The organism is Klebsiella sp. PK18, from assembly GCF_057784655.1.
In genome coordinates, this window is record NZ_CM173493.1 from 1,485,249 (window position 1) to 1,502,644 (window position 17,396).

Genomic DNA, 17,396 nt, shown 5'->3' on the forward strand with positions numbered 1-17,396 from the left:
CCGGATGCAAATGCCGGCGGCGTAGCGATTAAAGCTGGTGGTAGCCGGAGAGGAAGCGGCCAAAGCGGGAGATCGCCATCTCCAGGTCGTCTTCACGAGGCAGCGTCACAATGCGCACATGATCCGGCCACGGCCAGTTGAACGCGGTACCCTGCACCAGCAGGACTTTCTCCTGCAACAGGAAGTCGAGCACCATTTTCTGGTCGTCGTGAATATTGAAGCGTTTGGCATCGATTTTCGGGAACATATACAACGCGCCTTTTGGCTTCATGCAGGAGACACCCGGAATATCGTTGATCAGCTCCCAGGCGCGGTTGCGTTGTTCATACAGGCGCCCGCCGGGAATGATGAATTCGCTGATACTCTGGTAGCCGCCCAGCGCCGTCTGGATAGCATGTTGTGCCGGCACGTTGGCGCACAGACGCATCGACGCCAGCATCTCCAGGCCTTCGATATAGCCCTTCGCGTGTTTTTTCGGGCCATTCAGCACCATCCACCCCTGACGGAAACCGGCAACACGGTAGGTTTTCGACAGTCCGTTGAAGGTCACGGTCAGCAGATCTGGCGCCAGAGCAGCAATCGAGTGATGCTGGGCTTCGTCGTAGAGGATCTTATCGTAGATCTCATCGGCGAAAATAATCAGGTTATGCTGCCGGGCGATCTCGACGATCTCCTGCAGCAGTTCTTTGGAATAGACCGCGCCGGTGGGGTTGTTGGGGTTAATGATCACGATCCCGCGGGTGCGCGGCGTGATTTTTGCGCGGATATCGTCAAGATCCGGGAACCAGTCAGCGGATTCGTCACACAGATAGTGGACCGCTTTGCCACTGGAAAGCGACACCGCCGCCGTCCACAGTGGGTAGTCCGGCGCGGGAACCAGCATCTCATCGCCGCTGTTTAACAGCGCCTGCATCGCCTGCACAATCAGTTCGGACACGCCGTTGCCGATGTAAATATCTTCTACCGTGACATCACGCATTCCCCGGGCCTGGTAATGCTGCATGATGGCTTTGCGCGCCGAATACAACCCTTTCGAATCGCAGTAACCCTGGGCAGTAGGCAGATTGCGGATGACGTCGACGAGGATCTCGTCAGGGGCCTCGAAGCCGAATGGCGCCGGGTTGCCGATGTTCAGTTTCAGAACTTTATTGCCTTCTTCCTCAAGACGTTTCGCTTCTTTCAGAACCGGGCCACGGATGTCGTAACAGACGTTCTCTAACTTGCTGGATTTTTCGATGGGGGACATGAATCTTGACCTTTTAGCTGTTATCGCCACTCCCTGCCGTGGAAGTCAGCACGGAACAATGTACTCCGCATCCCCGCTGTTTTGAAGGCTTTGCAGGAGAAGATTTTGCTAACGCAGGATTTTAAGCGTAATTGATTTATCTGCCGCTTATGGTTTTAGGTTGTAGGTTATACCTGCTTATGATGCTTTTTTTGGTCGTATATGTAGACCATACGCCTTTTTTGCCATCATTTATCTGGTTTGTTTGTGTGACGAAGGGGCGAACGAAGAATGTTGGCAGACTAAACAACGCTATCCTTAATACAACAGGGACTGATTTGTAATTTTGATGTTAAATAATATCAATAAAAAACAGTCCGCGGGGGCATTATTATTATTTTTGACAGGTAATAATCTGAGGTTTGTTAATTTATATAAAACGTTGAAAAAAATTTAAAATTATCTGAGTTAATCCTTATTTAGGCTTATAAAAAGGGCGGGAATCGGTTAGAATATCGCCGTTAATATCAGTGATAGCCGGTAAGCACTCCGGTTGGATTGATGTTTAATATATTGTTATTACAGGATTTTATTGTTCATTCTTCCCTGTGTGAACGCGCGGTGGAAGAGAGACTTTCTCACCACCACTGGCCGCTTTTCCGGAGCGACGTATGGCACCTGGCTGGCCGTGGTAATAAATAACAATGAGAAATACGAACAATATATTACTCCGTGGTTCTGCGCATTTGCCCAGACGAGTACTTTGGCATGTAATAACGTTCGTCCAGTTGTTTATCCGCCATCTGACGGTGAGCACGAGGCTCAGGGAATAGCCGGAAACCTGGCGTAAAGCATCAACAAGGCAGGTCAGCGTTAGCCACCTGTAAGTGAAGAAAGATGATTAATACAACACGTCCGATACTCAACCTTGATCTCGATCTGCTGCGCACCTTTGTGGCAGTCGCTGATTTGAACACCTTCGCCGCTGCCGCCGCCGCAGTGTGTCGTACCCAGTCCGCGGTCAGCCAGCAAATGCAACGCCTCGAGCAACTGGTTGGCAAAGAGCTTTTCGCCCGTCACGGCCGCAATAAACTGCTCACTGAGCAGGGGATCCAGCTGCTGGGGTATGCTCGCAAAATCCTGCGCTTTAACGATGAAGCCTGCATGTCGCTGATGTATGGCAACCTGCAGGGGGGACTAACCATCGGTGCCTCGGAAGAAACGGCTGATACCATCCTGCCGTTTTTGTTAAACCGCATCGGCTGCTTCTATCCCAGAATGACGCTGGAGATCAAAGTGCATCCCCATGCCGCCATCATGGCGATGCTGGCCGAGGGGCGGGTGGATCTGGCGCTGACCACCCATCAGCCTCCCGGCTTTACCTCTTTCATCCTGAGAACGTCACCGACCCTCTGGTACTGTGCGGCGGAATATGTGCTGGCGAAGGGGGAGTCGATCCCTCTGATCTTGCTCGAGGAGCCTGGTCCCTTCCGCCAGGATATTATTGCCGCGCTGGAGGCGGCCCGCGTCCCATGGCATCTCGCCCATGGCGCGACGTCTCTCTCCGGGGTGAAAGCAGCGGTCAAAGCCGGGCTGGGCGTCACCGCGCGACCCGTCGAAATGATGAGCCCCGATTTGCGCGTGGCTGGCATCAGCGATGGATTGCCTGGCCTGCCGGACACCCGGTATGTGGTCAGTTGCAATCCGCAGACGGTGAGCGAGCTGCCGCAGGTGATTTTTCAGTCACTGAGTCAGGAGAGCGACCCCTGGCGAACGGGGCCGGCACTTACTCCGCAAGAGGGAGATAACACCTTCATTTTGTGAGGGCAATTTTCTAACAAAGATCACAAAAACTGGTAACAGAATGTAAGTGAGCAAAAAGAGCCTCAGGGGAGGGTTTCCCGCCTGGTGGCTCTTTTTTTTGCACTATTATTGATGTTTTGAATGTTTTTTTTATTTCTTTCCTGAAAAATCAGCGTATTGGCGTGACCGGGCGCTCACCTTGTCGACTTTTCCCTGCACTTTCAACACTTCCTGCTAATGTTAAAAAACCGGACGGATTGTTGCCGATTTCCTGGGGTAATTAACAAAACCGTGTCACAGATCAAGAAAATACCCCTCTTTGGGGGGAGGAATCGAGGCTAAATCCTGTCAAAATAGAAGGGATTTTTGATTTACGACGGAAACGGACACGATTCAACAACACTAAAACCGAACAGTATGCAAGGTTATTTCGCATAAAAGGGCATTTAATGTTAATGAAAAGATTCCAATGTAAATTAATGTTATGAAAACTTTTGTTAAAGTTGACAAAAGGTTAAAGAAAGGGGTAAAAAGCCACGGCATCTGGGCTTCTCACATCAACCAGGGACGCTTTTTTGCACGGTTTTTTTTATTCCTCCCGTGAAACGCTGTGGCGTTCATCTGCCAGTAAGAGCAGAGGGTTTTGGCGCTACACTTTTTTGGTTAAGCAATGCGTATGTCAACATCCACTGAAGTCATCGCTCATCATTGGGCATTCGCTATATTTCTCATCATCGCTATCGGCCTGTGCTGCCTCATGCTCGTCGGCGGCTGGTACCTTGGCGGTCGCGCGCGCGCGCGTAGCAAAAACACGCCGTTTGAATCGGGGATCGACTCCGTTGGTTCGGCCCGCTTACGTCTTTCTGCGAAGTTTTATCTGGTTGCCATGTTCTTCGTTATCTTCGACGTGGAAGCCCTGTATCTCTACGCATGGTCGACTTCTATCCGCGAGAGCGGCTGGGTCGGCTTTGTGGAAGCCGCAATTTTCATTTTAGTGCTACTGGCTGGTCTGGTTTATCTCGTTCGCATCGGCGCACTGGACTGGACGCCTGCGCGTTCCCGTCGCACGCTGGTTAACCCGGAAACAGACAGTCCCACTAACCGTCATATGCAGTAAAAGCGAGGCAATAAGATGGATTATACGCTCACCCGCATAGATCCTAACGGTGAGAACGACCGTTACCCCCTGCAGAAACAGGAGATCGTCACCGACCCCCTGGAGCAGGAAGTCAATAAAAGCGTGTATATGGGGAAACTCGAGCACGCGCTGCATGACATGGTGAACTGGGGCCGTAAGAACTCAATTTGGCCGTATAACTTCGGCCTTTCTTGCTGTTATGTGGAAATGGTGACGTCATTCACTGCGGTGCATGACGTTGCGCGTTTTGGGGCAGAAGTTCTGCGCGCCTCTCCGCGTCAGGCGGACCTGATGGTGGTCGCTGGAACCTGCTTTACCAAAATGGCGCCGGTTATTCAGCGTCTGTACGATCAGATGCTGGAGCCGAAGTGGGTGATCTCCATGGGCGCCTGCGCTAACTCCGGCGGCATGTACGACATCTACTCCGTCGTCCAGGGCGTGGATAAATTCATTCCGGTCGATGTGTACATCCCGGGCTGCCCGCCGCGTCCGGAGGCCTATATGCAGGCGCTGATGCTGCTGCAGGAGTCCATTGGTAAAGAACGTCGTCCGCTCTCATGGGTGGTTGGCGATCAGGGCGTTTATCGCGCCAATATGCAGTCGGAACGCGAGCGTAAACGCGGCGAACGTATTGCAGTGACCAATCTGCGGACGCCGGACGAGATTTAATTTGCGCCTGCGGGCGGGAGTACCACTTCGCAAATCAATCTACAACAACGCGAAGTCTCGCCCGGCAGTCACCACGGACCTTTTGCAATGGTGAACAATATGACCGATTTAACCGCGCATGACGCCGCACCAGCCTGGCAAACCCGCGATCACCTTGATGACCCGGTGATCGGCGAACTGCGCAACCGCTTTGGGCCGGATGCCTTTACCGTTCAGCCAACCCGCACCGGCGTACCGGTGGTGTGGGTGAAGCGTGAGCAACTGCTTGAGGTGGGTGATTTCCTGAAGAAATTGCCGAAGCCTTACGTGATGTTGTTTGACCTGCACGGCATGGACGAACGTCTGCGCACCCACCGCGATGGCCTGCCCGCCGCGGATTTTTCCGTTTTCTATCATCTGATTTCTATCGACCGCAACCGCGACATCATGCTCAAGGTGGCGCTGTCTGAAAACGATCTGCATCTGCCGACTTTCACCAAACTGTTCCCCAACGCCAACTGGTATGAGCGTGAAACCTGGGAAATGTTTGGCATGACCTTCGATGGCCACCCGAACCTGCGCCGTATCATGATGCCGCCGACTTGGGAAGGCCACCCGCTGCGTAAAGACTATCCGGCGCGCGCTACCGAATTCGATCCGTTTGAGCTGACCAAAGCCAAGCAGGATCTGGAGATGGAAGCGTTGACCTTCAAACCGGAAGAGTGGGGCATGAAGCGCAGCACCGACAACGAGGACTTCATGTTCCTCAACCTCGGTCCGAACCACCCGTCTGCCCACGGTGCATTCCGTATTATTCTGCAGCTGGATGGCGAAGAGATCGTCGACTGCGTACCGGACATCGGTTATCACCACCGCGGCGCCGAGAAGATGGGCGAGCGTCAGTCCTGGCACAGCTACATCCCGTATACCGACCGTATTGAATACCTCGGCGGCTGCGTCAACGAGATGCCGTACGTGCTGGCGGTGGAAAAACTGGCCGGGATCACCGTGCCGGATCGCGTGAATGTGATCCGCGTGATGCTCTCCGAACTGTTCCGCATCAACAGCCACCTGCTGTATATCTCGACCTTTATTCAGGACGTCGGCGCGATGACGCCGGTCTTCTTCGCCTTTACCGATCGGCAGAAAATTTACGATCTGGTGGAAGCGATTACCGGGTTCCGTATGCACCCGGCGTGGTTCCGCATCGGCGGTGTCGCGCACGATCTGCCGCGTGGCTGGGATCGCCTGCTGCGGGAATTCCTCGAGTGGATGCCGAAGCGTCTGGATTCTTACGAGAAAGCCGCGCTGCGCAACACTATTCTGAAAGGCCGTTCCGTCGGCGTGGCAGCCTATACCGCCAAAGAGGCGCTGGAGTGGGGCACCACCGGCGCAGGCCTGCGCGCCACCGGTATCGGCTTCGACGTGCGTAAATGGCGTCCTTATTCTGGCTATGAAAACTTCGACTTCGAAGTCCCGACCGGGGGCGGCGTCTCTGACTGCTACACCCGCGTGATGCTGAAAGTCGAAGAGCTGCGCCAGAGCCTGCGCATTCTTCAGCAGTGCCTCGATAACATGCCGGAAGGCCCGTTCAAAGCGGATCACCCGCTGACCACGCCGCCGCCGAAAGAGCGCACGCTGCAGCATATCGAAACCCTGATCACCCACTTCCTGCAGGTATCGTGGGGCCCGGTGATGCCGGCCAACGAATCCTTCCAGATGATTGAGGCGACCAAAGGGATTAACAGTTACTACCTGACCAGCGACGGCAGCACCATGAGCTACCGTACCCGCGTGCGTACGCCGAGCTTTGCGCATCTGCAGCAGATCCCGTCGGCGATCCGCGGCAGCCTGGTATCCGACCTGATCGTCTATCTGGGTAGTATCGATTTTGTTATGTCAGACGTGGACCGCTAATTATGCACGAGAATCAACAACCACAAACCGAGGCTTTTGAGCTGAGTGCGGCTGAGCGTGAGGCTATTGAGCACGAGAAGCACCACTACGAAGACCCGCGTGCGGCGTCCATCGAAGCGCTGAAAATTGTCCAAAAACAGCGCGGCTGGGTGCCGGATGGCGCGATCTATGCGATCGCCGATGTGCTGGGGATCCCGGCCAGCGACGTCGAAGGCGTGGCAACATTTTACAGCCAGATTTTCCGTCAGCCGGTTGGCCGTCACGTGATCCGCTACTGCGACAGCGTGGTGTGCCATATCACCGGTTATCAAGGTATTCAGGCTGCGATTGAGAAGAAGCTCAATATCAAGCCAGGGCAGACCACCTTCGATGGCCGCTTCACGCTGCTGCCGACCTGTTGCCTGGGCAACTGCGACAAGGGACCGACCATGATGATTGATGAGGATACTCACAGTCATCTGACGCCGGAGGCAATTCCTGACCTGCTGGAGCAGTACAAATGAAAACCGTAATTCGTACTGCGGAAACGCATCCGCTCACCTGGCGTCTGCGCGACGACAAGCAGCCGGTATGGCTGGACGAATATCGCAGCAAAAACGGTTACGAAGGGGCACGTAAAGCCCTGACCGGGATGGCGCCGGATGAGATTGTCACGGCGGTAAAAGACGCTGGCCTGAAAGGGCGCGGCGGCGCGGGCTTCTCCACGGGTCTGAAGTGGAGCCTGATGCCGAAAGACGAATCCATGAACATCCGTTACCTGCTGTGTAACGCCGATGAAATGGAGCCGGGCACCTATAAAGACCGTCTGCTGATGGAGCAGCTGCCGCACCTGCTGGTGGAAGGCATGCTGATCTCCGCGTTTGCGCTGAAAGCGTACCGCGGCTACATCTTCCTGCGCGGCGAATATATCGAAGCGGCCCAGCATCTGCGTCGTGCGATTGCCGAAGCCACTGAAGCGGGCCTGTTGGGGAAAAACATCCTTGGCACCGGGTTTGACTTCGAACTGTTTGTCCACACCGGGGCAGGGCGCTATATCTGCGGTGAAGAGACGGCGCTGATCAACTCCCTGGAAGGCCGGCGTGCTAACCCGCGCTCCAAGCCGCCGTTCCCGGCGAGCTCCGGCGTGTGGGGCAAGCCGACTTGCGTCAACAACGTGGAAACCCTGTGCAACGTGCCGGCGATCCTCGCCAACGGCGTCGAGTGGTACCAGAACATTTCCACCAGCAAAGATGCTGGCACCAAGCTGATGGGCTTCTCCGGCCGGGTGAAGAATCCGGGCGTCTGGGAGCTGCCGTTCGGCACCACCGCGCGTGAGATCCTCGAAGATTACGCCGGCGGCATGCGCGATGGCCTGAAGTTTAAAGCCTGGCAGCCGGGTGGGGCAGGGACCGACTTCCTGACCGAAGCGCATCTTGACCTGCCGATGGAGTTCGAAAGCATTGGTAAAGCGGGCAGCCGTCTGGGCACCTCGCTGGCGATGGCCGTTGACCATGAGATCAATATGGTCTCGCTGGTGCGTAACCTCGAAGAGTTCTTTGCCCGCGAGTCCTGCGGCTGGTGTACGCCGTGCCGTGATGGTCTGCCGTGGAGCGTGAAGATCCTGCGCGCCCTGGAGCGCGGCGAAGGCCAGCCTGGCGATATCGAAACGCTTGAGCAACTGTGTCGATTCCTGGGCCCGGGTAAAACCTTCTGCGCGCACGCGCCGGGCGCAGTCGAACCGCTACAGAGCGCGATTAAATATTTCCGCGAAGAATTCGAGGCTGGCATTAAGCAGCAGTTCAGCAATACCCATGCAATCAACGGGATTCAGCCGAACCTGCTTAAGACGCGCTGGTAATCAAAGGTTTTTTATTTTTGGAAGCACGCAAATGGCTACGATTCATGTAGACGGCAAAGAATACGAGGTCAACGGGGCGGACAACCTGCTAGAGGCTTGTCTCTCTCTTGGTCTTGATATTCCCTACTTTTGCTGGCACCCGGCGCTAGGGAGCGTCGGTGCTTGCCGCCAGTGTGCGGTGAAGCAATATCAGAACGCGGAAGACACGCGTGGTCGCCTGGTGATGTCCTGTATGACTCCGGCATCCGACGGCACCTTTATTTCTATTGACGACGGCGAAGCGAAGCAGTTCCGCGAAAGCGTGGTGGAGTGGTTGATGACTAACCACCCGCACGACTGCCCGGTCTGTGAAGAAGGGGGCAACTGCCACCTGCAGGATATGACGGTGATGACCGGCCATAGTTTCCGCCGCTATCGTTTCACCAAGCGTACCCACCGCAATCAGGATCTGGGGCCGTTTATTTCGCACGAAATGAACCGCTGCATCGCCTGTTACCGCTGCGTGCGCTACTACAAAGATTATGCCGACGGCACCGACCTGGGCGTCTATGGCGCGCACGACAACGTCTACTTCGGTCGCCCGGAAGATGGCACCCTGGAAAGCGAGTTCTCCGGCAACCTGGTGGAAGTCTGCCCGACCGGCGTCTTCACCGACAAAACGCACTCCGAGCGTTACAACCGTAAGTGGGACATGCAGTTTGCGCCGAGCATCTGCCAGCAGTGTTCCATCGGCTGCAACATCAGCCCGGGCGAACGCTATGGCGAGCTGCGTCGTATCGAAAACCGCTATAACGGGACCGTTAACCGCTACTTCCTCTGCGACCGCGGTCGCTTCGGCTATGGCTATGTCAACCTGAAAGACCGTCCGCGTCAGCCGGTGCAGCGCCGCGGCGACGATCTGATTACTCTCAACGCCGAGCAGGCGATGCAGGGGGCAGCAGATATCCTGCGCCAGTCGAAGAAAGTGATCGGTATCGGCTCCCCGCGCGCCAGCATCGAAAGCAACTTCGCGTTGCGCGAGCTGGTGGGCGCCGACAACTTCTATACCGGCATCGCCAAAGGCGAACAAGCGCGCCTGCAGATGATGCTGAAAGTGCTGCGTGAAGGCGGGATCCATACCCCAAGCCTGCGCGATATCGAATCCTACGATGCGGTACTGGTGCTGGGCGAAGACATTACCCAGACCGGCGCGCGCGTGGCCCTGGCAGTCCGCCAGGCGGTGAAAGGGAAAGCACGCGAAATGGCAGCGGCGCAGAAAGTAGCCGACTGGCAGATCGCCGCGATCCTCAACATCGGGCAGCGCGCCAAGCACCCGTTATTCGTCACCAACATCGATGACACCCGCCTGGATGACATTGCCGCGTGGACCTACCGCGCGCCGGTGGAAGATCAGGCGCGTCTCGGCTTCGCCATCGCTCATGCGCTGGACGACAGCGCGCCAGCGGTTGACGGCCTGAGCCAGGACCTGCAGGGCAAAGTCGATGTCATCGTCCAGGCGCTGGCCGGGGCGAAAAAACCACTGATTATCTCCGGAACCAACGCCGGCAGCATGGAGATCATCCAGGCCGCCGCTAACGTCGCAAAAGCGTTGAAAGGCCGCGGCGCCGACGTCGGCGTGACCATGGTCGCCCGGGCGGTGAACAGCGTCGGTCTGGGCATGATCGGCGGCGGTTCGCTTGAAGAGGCGCTGGACGAACTGGAAAGCGGCGCCGCAGACGCGGTTATCGTGCTGGAAAACGACCTTCACCGTCATGCTTCCGCCGCGCGCGTTGACGCTGCGCTGGCGAAAGCCCCGCTGGTGATGGTGGTTGACCATCAGCGCACCGCGATTATGGACAAAGCGCACCTGGTGCTCTCTGCCGCAAGCTTTGCGGAAAGCGACGGGACTGTGGTGAACAACGAAGGCCGCGCCCAGCGTTTCTTCCAGGTTTACGATCCGGCTTACTACGATGCGAAAACCGTGATGCTGGAGAGCTGGCGCTGGCTGCATTCGCTGCACAGCACCGTCAACAACCGTCAGGTTGACTGGACGCAGCTGGACCACGTCATCGATGCGGCGATTGCCGCGCTGCCGCAGCTGGCGGGCATTAAAGATGCCGCGCCGGATGCGACCTTCCGCATCCGCGGTCAGAAGCTGGCGCGTGAACCACACCGCTACAGCGGCCGCACGGCGATGCGCGCCAACATCAGCGTGCACGAGCCGCGTCAGCCGCAGGATAAAGACACGATGTTCGCCTTCTCCATGGAAGGGAACAACCAGCCGTCCGCCCCGCGTTCGCAGATCCCGTTCGCCTGGGCGCCGGGCTGGAACTCCCCGCAGGCATGGAACAAGTTCCAGGATGAAGTGGGCGGGAAACTGCGCCACGGCGATCCGGGTGTTCGACTGTTTGAAGCGTCCGCCAACGGGCTGGAGTATTTCACCGCGGTGCCGGCCAGCTTCCAGGCGGAAGAGGGCAAATGGCGTATCGCGCCGTATTACCACCTGTTTGGTAGCGATGAGCTGTCACAGCGCGCGCCGGTGTTCGAGAGCCGGATGCCTGAGCCGTACATCAAGCTGAATCCGGCGGATGCCGCGAAGCTGGGCGTTAACGCGGGGGCAATGCTCTCCTTTAGCGTGGAAGGCCAGACCCTGCGTCTGCCGCTGGTTATCTCTGAAGGCCTGACCGCAGGACAGGTTGGCTTACCGATGGGCATGCCGGGCATTGCGCCGGTGCTGACCGGATCGCGTATTGATTCACTGCAGGAGGCGAAAGCATGAGCTGGTTAACGCCGGATCTTATCGACATTCTGTTAAGCATCCTGAAGGCCGTGGTCATTCTGCTGGTGGTCGTCACCTGCGGCGCGTTCATGAGCTTCGGCGAGCGTCGTCTGCTCGGCTTGTTCCAGAACCGCTACGGACCTAACCGCGTCGGCTGGGGCGGTTCGCTGCAGCTGGTCGCCGACATGATCAAGATGTTCTTCAAAGAGGACTGGATCCCGCGCTTCTCCGATCGCGTGATCTTTACTCTGGCGCCGGTTATCGCCTTTACCTCGCTGCTGCTGGCCTTTGCTATCGTGCCGGTCAGCCCGACGTGGGTGGTGGCTGACCTGAACATCGGCATCCTGTTCTTCCTGATGATGGCAGGCCTGGCGGTCTATGCGGTGCTGTTCGCCGGCTGGTCGAGCAACAACAAATACTCGCTGCTGGGGGCGATGCGTGCTTCCGCGCAGACCCTGAGCTACGAAGTGTTTCTCGGTCTCTCCCTGATGGGCGTGGTGGCGCAGGCGGGGTCATTCAATATGACCGATATCGTCAACAACCAGGCGCATCTGTGGAACGTCATCCCGCAGTTCTTCGGCTTCGTGACTTTCGCCATCGCCGGCGTGGCGGTGTGTCACCGTCACCCGTTCGACCAGCCGGAAGCGGAGCAGGAACTGGCCGATGGTTACCACATTGAATATTCCGGCATGAAATTCGGTCTGTTCTTCGTCGGTGAATACATCGGTATCGTCACCGTTTCAGCGCTGATCGTCACGCTGTTCTTCGGCGGCTGGAATGGCCCGTGGTTACCACCTTTCATCTGGTTCGCGCTGAAAACCGCGTTCTTCATGATGATGTTCATTTTGATCCGCGCATCATTACCGCGTCCGCGCTATGACCAGGTAATGTCCTTTGGCTGGAAGGTATGCCTGCCGTTAACGCTGGTCAACTTGTTGGTAACGGCGGCTGTCATTCTCTGGCAGGCGCAATAAGGGGTGAATTGAACATGACCTTAAAAGAATTATTGGTGGGGTTCGGCACCCAGGTCCGTAGTATCTGGATGATTGGCCTGCATGCCTTCGCCAAACGTGAAACCCGGATGTATCCGGAAGAGCCGGTCTATCTGCCGCCGCGCTACCGCGGCCGCATCGTGCTGACCCGCGATCCGGACGGTGCAGAGCGCTGCGTTGCCTGTAACCTGTGTGCGGTAGCCTGCCCGGTGGGCTGTATCTCGCTGCAGAAAGCAGAGACCAAAGATGGCCGCTGGTATCCGGAGTTCTTCCGCATCAACTTCTCACGCTGCATTTTCTGCGGCCTGTGCGAAGAAGCGTGCCCGACCACGGCGATCCAGTTGACCCCGGACTTCGAACTGGGTGAATACAAGCGTCAGGATCTGGTGTACGAAAAAGAGGATCTGCTGATTTCCGGTCCGGGCAAATACCCGGAATATAACTTCTACCGGATGGCGGGTATGGCAATCGACGGCAAAGATAAAGGTGAAGCGGAAAACGAAGCTAAGCCAATCGACGTCAAGAGCCTGTTACCGTAAGGAGAGGGCAATGGAATTCGCTTTTTATATCTGTGGCCTGATAGCCATCCTCGCAACCTTGCGGGTCGTCACCCACACCAATCCGGTACATGCGCTGCTGTACCTGATTATTTCGCTGCTGGCGATTGCCGGGGTGTTCTTTTCGCTGGGCGCTTACTTTGCTGGTGCGCTGGAAATCATCGTCTACGCCGGGGCCATTATGGTGCTGTTCGTCTTTGTGGTGATGATGCTCAACCTGGGCGGCAGCGAGATCGAACAGGAGCGCAAATGGCTGCAGCCGGGGATCTGGATTGGCCCGGCCATCCTTTCCGCAGTGCTGCTGGTGGTTATCGTTTACGCCATCCTGGGTATTAACGACCAGGGTATCGACGGCGCGGCGATCAACGCCAAAGAAGTGGGTATTGCGCTGTTTGGGCCGTACGTCCTGGCGGTGGAGCTGGCCTCCATGCTGCTGCTGGCGGGCCTGGTGGTCGCCTTCCACATCGGCCGCGAAGAGCGTGCCGGCGAGGTGCTGAGCAACCGCGTGAACGACAGCGACAAAAGAAAAACGGAGGAACACGCATGATCCCCTTAACACATGGACTGATCCTCGCGGCCATCCTGTTTGTGCTTGGTCTGACGGGGCTGGTGATCCGCCGCAATCTGCTGTTTATGTTGATTAGCCTGGAAATCATGATTAACGCCGCCGCGCTGGCCTTTGTGGTGGCGGGTAGCTACTGGGGCCAGGCAGATGGTCAGATAATGTATATCCTCGCCATCAGCCTCGCGGCTGCGGAAGCGAGTATCGGCCTGGCGCTGCTGCTGCAGCTCCATCGTCGCCGCCAGAACCTGAACATCGATTCAGTAAGTGAGTTGCGTGGATGAACATGCTTGCCTTAACCATTCTTTTGCCATTGATTGGCTTTGTGCTGCTGGCCTTCTCCCGCGGGCGCTGGTCGGAAAACCTTTCCGCCACCGTTGGCATGGGGTCGGTAGGCCTGGCGGCGCTGGTCACCGCGTACGTTGGCGTCGACTTTTTCGCTAACGGCAAACAAGCGGTCAGCGTACCGCTGTGGAACTGGATGTCGGTCGGTGATTTCAACATCGGCTTCAACCTGGTGCTGGATGGCCTGTCGCTGACCATGCTCTCTGTGGTGACCGGCGTCGGCTTCCTGATCCACATGTTCGCCTCCTGGTACATGCGCGGCGAAGAGGGCTACTCTCGCTTCTTCGCTTACACCAACCTGTTTATCGCCAGCATGGTCGTTCTGGTACTGGCCGATAACCTGCTGTTGATGTACCTCGGCTGGGAAGGTGTGGGCCTCTGTTCTTACCTGCTGATCGGTTTCTACTACACCGATCCGAAGAACAATGCCGCAGCGATGAAAGCCTTCGTGGTCACCCGCGTCGGCGACGTGTTCCTCGCCTTCGCGCTGTTCATTCTTTATAACGAACTGGGCACCCTGAACTTCCGTGAAATGGTAGAGCTGGCGCCGCAGCACTTCGCTAACGGCAGCACCACGCTGCAGTGGGCGACGCTGATGCTGCTCGGCGGCGCGGTAGGTAAATCCGCTCAGCTGCCGCTGCAAACGTGGCTTGCCGATGCGATGGCTGGCCCGACGCCGGTCTCCGCTCTGATCCACGCGGCCACCATGGTGACCGCGGGCGTGTACCTGATTGCCCGTACCCACGGCCTGTTCCTGATGACGCCGGAAGTGCTGCATCTGGTGGGTATCGTTGGTGCGGTAACGCTGGTGCTGGCGGGCTTCGCCGCGCTGGTGCAGACCGACATCAAACGTGTGCTGGCTTACTCGACCATGAGTCAGATTGGCTACATGTTCCTCGCGCTGGGCGTACAGGCATGGGATGCGGCGATTTTCCACCTGATGACGCACGCGTTCTTTAAAGCGCTGCTGTTCCTGTCGTCTGGCTCGGTCATTCTGGCCTGCCATCACGAACAGAACATCTTCAAGATGGGCGGCCTGCGCAAATCTATTCCGCTGGTGTATGTCTGCTTCCTGGTGGGGGGCGCGGCGCTGTCCGCTCTGCCGCTTATCACCGCAGGCTTCTTCAGTAAGGATGAGATTCTGGCGGGCGCGATGGCCAACGGCCATATCAATCTGATGGTGGCGGGCCTGGTCGGCGCCTTTATGACCTCGCTGTACACCTTCCGTATGATTTTCATCGTGTTCCACGGTAAAGAGCAAATTCACGCGCACGCAGGGAAGGGGATTACCCATCATCTGCCGCTGATCGTTCTGCTGGTGCTGTCCACCTTTGTTGGCGCGCTGATTGTGCCGCCGCTGGAGGGCGTACTGCCGCAGACCACTGAGCTTGCGCACGGCAGCGTGATGACGCTGGAAATTACCTCCGGGATTATCGCGATTGCCGGCATCCTGATCGCCGCATGGTTGTGGCTGGGTAAACGTACCCTGGTGACCTCCATCGCCAACAGCGCGCCTGGCCGCTTCTTCGGTACCTGGTGGTTCCATGCCTGGGGCTTCGACTGGTTATACGACAAGGTGTTCGTGAAACCTTTCCTCGGGATTGCCTGGCTGCTGAAGAGCGATCCGCTGAATGCGTTGATGAATATCCCGGCGATTCTGTCCCGCTTCGCAGGCAAAGGTCTGCTGGTGAGCGAGAACGGTTATCTGCGCTGGTATGTGGCATCAATGAGCATCGGCGCGGTGGTGGTGCTGGCGCTGCTGATGGTATTGCGTTGAGTTTGAGGATTGGGATTGTTTCGCCCGGCGGCGCGGTGCTTGCCGGGCCTACGGGACCGTAGGTCGGGTAAGCGTTAGCGTCACCCGACAAAACAAGCCTCAATCCGAAGTGAATTTTCTGTGAGAATTCGTTGAAAATCAGGTCGTAAAGGACAGGCTTTATCGGCGAAGTCAGAGCGGACACCGCCTGCGCGGAGCAACCGGAGCGTATTAAAATGCGTGAGGATTGTGAGCACAGCCGACGTTCGCTATGACGAGTAAGATAGCCTGAACCGGACTTAAATAAGGAATAAAAATCACCATGTTATTGCCTTGGTTGATATTAATCCCCTTTATCGGCGGCTTCCTGTGCTGGCAGACCGAACGCTTTGGCGTGAAAGTGCCGCGCTGGATCGCGCTGATTACCATGGGACTGACGCTGGCGCTTGGCCTGCAGCTGTGGATGCAGGGCGGCTATTCTCTGACGCAATCCGCGGGTATTCCGCAATGGCAGTCGGAATTCGTGCTGCCGTGGATCCCACGCTTCGGCATTAGCATCCATCTGGCGATCGACGGCCTGTCGCTGCTGATGGTGGTGCTGACCGGTCTCCTCGGCGTGCTGGCGGTACTCTGTTCGTGGCGTGAAATCGAAAAATACCAGGGCTTCTTCCACCTCAACCTGATGTGGATCCTGGGCGGCGTCATCGGCGTGTTCCTCGCCATCGACATGTTCCTGTTCTTCTTCTTCTGGGAAATGATGTTGGTGCCGATGTACTTCCTGATCGCGCTGTGGGGCCACAAAGCCTCTGACGGTAAAACGCGTATCACGGCGGCCACCAAGTTCTTCATTTATACCCAGGCGAGCGGTCTGGTGATGCTGATCGCCATTCTGGCGCTGTCCTTCGTCCACTTCAACGCGACCGGCGTGTGGACCTTCAACTATGAAGATCTGCTGAAAACGCCGATGTCCCACGGCGTGGAATACCTGCTGATGCTGGGCTTCTTCATCGCCTTCGCGGTGAAAATGCCGGTGGTACCGCTGCACGGCTGGCTGCCGGACGCCCACTCCCAGGCGCCAACTGCCGGTTCCGTCGACCTCGCGGGCATCTTGCTGAAAACCGCGGCCTACGGTCTGCTGCGCTTTGCGCTGCCGCTGTTCCCGAACGCCTCCGCCGAGTTTGCGCCCATCGCCATGTGGCTGGGCGTGATCGGTATCTTCTACGGCGCGTGGATGGCCTTCGCCCAGACCGATATCAAACGTCTGATCGCTTATACCTCCGTTTCCCACATGGGTTTCGTGCTGATTGCTATCTACACCGGTAGCCAGCTGGCTTATCAGGGGGCGGTGATCCAGATGATCGCCCACGGTCTGTCCGCGGCCGGTCTGTTTATTCTGTGCGGCCAGCTGTACGAACGTCTGCACACCCGCGATATGCGTCAGATGGGCGGTTTGTGGAGCAAAATTAAATGGCTGCCGGCAATGTCAATGTTCTTCGCCGTCGCCACCCTGGGGATGCCGGGCACCGGTAACTTTGTCGGCGAATTTATGATCCTGTTCGGCAGCTATAAAGTGGTGCCGGTGATCACCGTTATCTCGACCTTTGGTCTGGTATTCGCTTCCGTTTATTCGCTGTCGATGCTGCATCGCGCCTACTTCGGTAAAGCGAAAAGCGAAATCGCGGCGAAAGCGCTGCCGGGGATGTCCCTGCGTGAACTGTCTATCATCCTGCTGCTGGTGGTGCTGCTGGTGCTGTTGGGCTTCTTCCCGCAGCCGATCCTCGACACCTCGCATGCTGCGATGAGCAACATTCAGCAGTGGTTTGTTAATTCTGTTTCTACTACAAGGCCGTAATTCGCC

The 17,396-nt window shown here is 57.0% G+C and carries 14 protein-coding genes; 13 read left to right on the forward strand and 1 reads right to left on the reverse strand.

The annotated features are described in order from the left end of the window. Positions 1–28 precede the first annotated feature (28 nt). Positions 29–1,246, reverse strand: a complete 1,218-nt coding sequence (gene alaA, locus AC3EMD_RS07350) for an alanine transaminase AlaA (protein WP_008803944.1) — start codon at positions 1,244–1,246, stop codon at positions 29–31. 876 nt (positions 1,247–2,122) lie between these two features. Between alaA and AC3EMD_RS07355 the strand changes: the two genes are divergently transcribed. The 13 genes from AC3EMD_RS07355 to nuoM all read left to right on the forward strand — a co-directional run bounded on the left by AC3EMD_RS07355 (position 2,123) and on the right by nuoM (position 17,390). Then, positions 2,123–3,049, forward strand: coding sequence for a LysR family transcriptional regulator (locus AC3EMD_RS07355; protein WP_064171269.1), 927 nt, complete (start codon positions 2,123–2,125; stop codon positions 3,047–3,049). A 649-nt stretch (positions 3,050–3,698) separates the two neighbouring features. Then, the gene (gene nuoA / locus AC3EMD_RS07360; protein ID WP_002913181.1) at positions 3,699–4,145 is read left to right on the forward strand and encodes an NADH-quinone oxidoreductase subunit NuoA; all 447 of its coding nucleotides are present in this window, start codon (positions 3,699–3,701) and stop codon (positions 4,143–4,145) included. A 15-nt stretch (positions 4,146–4,160) separates the two neighbouring features. After that, on the forward strand, positions 4,161–4,835 hold the full coding sequence (gene nuoB, locus AC3EMD_RS07365) for an NADH-quinone oxidoreductase subunit NuoB (RefSeq protein WP_002913178.1): 675 nt from the start codon (positions 4,161–4,163) through the stop codon (positions 4,833–4,835). A gap of 87 nt (positions 4,836–4,922) precedes the next feature. Then, the gene (gene nuoC, locus AC3EMD_RS07370) at positions 4,923–6,731 is read left to right on the forward strand and encodes an NADH-quinone oxidoreductase subunit C/D (RefSeq protein WP_008803946.1); all 1,809 of its coding nucleotides are present in this window, start codon (positions 4,923–4,925) and stop codon (positions 6,729–6,731) included. Between the two features lie 2 nt (positions 6,732–6,733). Continuing rightward, complete coding sequence (gene nuoE / locus AC3EMD_RS07375) at positions 6,734–7,234, forward strand: NADH-quinone oxidoreductase subunit NuoE (RefSeq protein ID WP_002913160.1); 501 nt, start codon at positions 6,734–6,736, stop codon at positions 7,232–7,234. Beyond that, positions 7,231–8,568 carry an NADH-quinone oxidoreductase subunit NuoF gene (nuoF, locus tag AC3EMD_RS07380; RefSeq protein ID WP_002913158.1) on the forward strand — a complete coding sequence of 446 codons (1,338 nt, stop codon included), beginning with the start codon at positions 7,231–7,233 and terminating at the stop codon, positions 8,566–8,568. Before nuoE ends, nuoF begins: the two co-directional genes overlap by 4 nt. A gap of 31 nt (positions 8,569–8,599) precedes the next feature. After that, positions 8,600–11,326, forward strand: coding sequence for an NADH-quinone oxidoreductase subunit NuoG (gene nuoG, locus AC3EMD_RS07385; protein WP_012967511.1), 2,727 nt, complete (start codon positions 8,600–8,602; stop codon positions 11,324–11,326). Further along, on the forward strand, positions 11,323–12,300 hold the full coding sequence (gene nuoH, locus AC3EMD_RS07390) for an NADH-quinone oxidoreductase subunit NuoH (RefSeq protein ID WP_002913156.1): 978 nt from the start codon (positions 11,323–11,325) through the stop codon (positions 12,298–12,300). The genes nuoG and nuoH overlap by 4 nt, the downstream gene beginning before the upstream one ends. Before the next feature lie 14 nt (positions 12,301–12,314). Continuing rightward, positions 12,315–12,857 carry an NADH-quinone oxidoreductase subunit NuoI gene (nuoI, locus tag AC3EMD_RS07395; RefSeq protein ID WP_008803948.1) on the forward strand — a complete coding sequence of 181 codons (543 nt, stop codon included), beginning with the start codon at positions 12,315–12,317 and terminating at the stop codon, positions 12,855–12,857. A gap of 10 nt (positions 12,858–12,867) precedes the next feature. Next, on the forward strand, positions 12,868–13,422 hold the full coding sequence (gene nuoJ, locus AC3EMD_RS07400) for an NADH-quinone oxidoreductase subunit J (RefSeq protein ID WP_004201743.1): 555 nt from the start codon (positions 12,868–12,870) through the stop codon (positions 13,420–13,422). Next, the gene (gene nuoK / locus AC3EMD_RS07405; RefSeq protein ID WP_002913148.1) at positions 13,419–13,721 is read left to right on the forward strand and encodes an NADH-quinone oxidoreductase subunit NuoK; all 303 of its coding nucleotides are present in this window, start codon (positions 13,419–13,421) and stop codon (positions 13,719–13,721) included. Before nuoJ ends, nuoK begins: the two co-directional genes overlap by 4 nt. Beyond that, entirely contained in the window at positions 13,718–15,559 is a 1,842-nt protein-coding gene (gene nuoL / locus AC3EMD_RS07410) for an NADH-quinone oxidoreductase subunit L (RefSeq protein WP_012540986.1), read from the forward strand. Before nuoK ends, nuoL begins: the two co-directional genes overlap by 4 nt. A 301-nt stretch (positions 15,560–15,860) precedes the next feature. Continuing rightward, positions 15,861–17,390 (forward strand): NADH-quinone oxidoreductase subunit M, encoded by a 1,530-nt coding sequence (nuoM, locus tag AC3EMD_RS07415; RefSeq protein WP_302074007.1) that lies wholly within the window; start codon positions 15,861–15,863, stop codon positions 17,388–17,390. The last annotated feature ends 6 nt before the right edge of the window (positions 17,391–17,396 follow it).

Excerpts from the sequence above, each read along its gene's own strand:
- alaA (WP_008803944.1), bottom strand. The coding sequence starts at position 1,246 with ATGTCCCCCATCGAAAAATCCAGCAAGTTAGAGAACGTCTGTTACGAC.
- AC3EMD_RS07355 (WP_064171269.1), top strand. The coding sequence starts at position 2,123 with ATGATTAATACAACACGTCCGATACTCAACCTTGATCTCGATCTGCTG.
- nuoA (WP_002913181.1), top strand. The coding sequence starts at position 3,699 with ATGCGTATGTCAACATCCACTGAAGTCATCGCTCATCATTGGGCATTC.
- nuoB (WP_002913178.1), top strand. The coding sequence starts at position 4,161 with ATGGATTATACGCTCACCCGCATAGATCCTAACGGTGAGAACGACCGT.
- nuoC (WP_008803946.1), top strand. The coding sequence starts at position 4,923 with ATGGTGAACAATATGACCGATTTAACCGCGCATGACGCCGCACCAGCC.
- nuoE (WP_002913160.1), top strand. The coding sequence starts at position 6,734 with ATGCACGAGAATCAACAACCACAAACCGAGGCTTTTGAGCTGAGTGCG.
- nuoF (WP_002913158.1), top strand. The coding sequence starts at position 7,231 with ATGAAAACCGTAATTCGTACTGCGGAAACGCATCCGCTCACCTGGCGT.
- nuoG (WP_012967511.1), top strand. The coding sequence starts at position 8,600 with ATGGCTACGATTCATGTAGACGGCAAAGAATACGAGGTCAACGGGGCG.
- nuoH (WP_002913156.1), top strand. The coding sequence starts at position 11,323 with ATGAGCTGGTTAACGCCGGATCTTATCGACATTCTGTTAAGCATCCTG.
- nuoI (WP_008803948.1), top strand. The coding sequence starts at position 12,315 with ATGACCTTAAAAGAATTATTGGTGGGGTTCGGCACCCAGGTCCGTAGT.
- nuoJ (WP_004201743.1), top strand. The coding sequence starts at position 12,868 with ATGGAATTCGCTTTTTATATCTGTGGCCTGATAGCCATCCTCGCAACC.
- nuoK (WP_002913148.1), top strand. The coding sequence starts at position 13,419 with ATGATCCCCTTAACACATGGACTGATCCTCGCGGCCATCCTGTTTGTG.
- nuoL (WP_012540986.1), top strand. The coding sequence starts at position 13,718 with ATGAACATGCTTGCCTTAACCATTCTTTTGCCATTGATTGGCTTTGTG.
- nuoM (WP_302074007.1), top strand. The coding sequence starts at position 15,861 with ATGTTATTGCCTTGGTTGATATTAATCCCCTTTATCGGCGGCTTCCTG.